The organism is Sphingopyxis sp. H053 (assembly GCF_001468225.1).
GTDB lineage: Bacteria > Pseudomonadota > Alphaproteobacteria > Sphingomonadales > Sphingomonadaceae > Sphingopyxis.
The window spans coordinates 1-1,422 of the sequence record NZ_LNRU01000026.1; the positions used below are offsets into that span (position 1 = coordinate 1).

Annotated in this window: 1 protein-coding gene; it reads left to right on the plus strand. The window is 62.7% G+C overall.

The features are described 5' to 3' along the window. Positions 1-157 precede the first annotated feature (157 nt). Positions 158-1,372 carry an IS256-like element ISSpma2 family transposase gene (locus ATE70_RS24015; RefSeq protein ID WP_006954973.1) on the plus strand — a complete coding sequence of 405 codons (1,215 nt, stop codon included), beginning with the start codon at positions 158-160 and terminating at the stop codon, positions 1,370-1,372. Positions 1,373-1,422: the final 50 nt, after the last annotated feature.

Below are 1,422 nucleotides of genomic sequence, written 5' to 3' on the forward strand. Positions count from 1 at the left end.
GTTAGCGTCCGCGCTCGTGGTGTAATTTCCGGTGTAGGCGATGGTGTATTCCGGGGTGGGGCATGCCCCACCCCGGAATGCGGCGTCGCTGGTGGCCACCGGGTTCATCGTTATGGTGGAGTTTGCACACTTCAACCGTGACGAAGAGGAGTTCCCGATGACCGAGGACAGATTACTGATCGAAGAGCTGGCTGCAAAGGGCGGCCAACCGGATTTTTTGCGCACCATCGCCGAGAACGTGCTGCAGCTGATCATGGAGGCCGACGTTGATGGCCTGATCGGCGCGGGTCGCCACGAACGCAGCAGCGAGCGCGCGACCTGGCGCAACGGCTATCGCGACCGTTCGCTGGATACCCGGGTAGGCACGCTGAACCTGAAAATCCCCAAGCTGCGTGCTGGGTCCTATTTTCCGGGCTTCCTTGAGCCCCGCAAGATGGTCGAGAAAGCGCTGGTTGCGGTGATCCAGGAAGCGTGGATCGGCGGGGTCAGCACCCGGCGGGTCGATGAACTCGTCCAGGCCATGGGCATGACCGGCATCTCCAAGTCCACCGTCTCCAAGCTTTGCAAGGACATTGACGAGCGCGTCCATGCCTTTCTGAAACGCCCGCTCACCGGCGAATGGCCGTATCTCTGGCTCGATGCCACCTATCTCAAGGTACGCGAAGGCGGGCGGATCATCAGCGTTGCCGCAATAATCGCCATGGCCGTCAACACCGAGGGCCGGCGCGAGATCGTCGGCCTGCATATCGGCCCCTCGGAAGCGGAGGTCTTCTGGTCCGACTTCCTGAAGGACCTTGTTCGGCGCGGTCTCACCGGCGTGAAGCTGGTCATCTCCGATGCTCACGAGGGCCTCAAGGGCGCGATCACCCGCGTCATGGGCGCCACCTGGCAGCGCTGCCGGGTGCACTTCATGCGCAATGCCCTGTCCTATGTGCCCAAGGGCCAGAACACTGTCGTCGCCGCCGCGATCCGCCAGGTCTTCCTGCAGCCCGATCAGAAAAGCGCAACGCAGGTCTGGCGACAGGTCGCCGACCAGTTGCGCACCCGTTGGCCCAAGCTCGGCGCCTGCATGGACGAGGCCGAAACCGACGTGCTCGCCTACACCGGCTTCCCCACCCAGCACCGCACGAAGTTACACTCAACCAATCCGCTCGAGCGGCTCAACAAGGAGGTCAAGCGCCGCGCCGACGTCGTCGGAATCTTCCCGAACGAAGACAGCATCATCCGCCTCGTCGGGGCTGTGCTGATGGAGCAGAACGACGAGTGGCAGCTCCAGCACCGATACATGCAGATCGAAGGCATGGCCGAACTCAACCAACCCATGATCGAGGAGGAAAATCAGCCCCTACACATCACCGCCAAAGCCGCCTGACGATGGCCCACGGCCACAGCCGAAATTACACCACCTTGACGGACGCGACC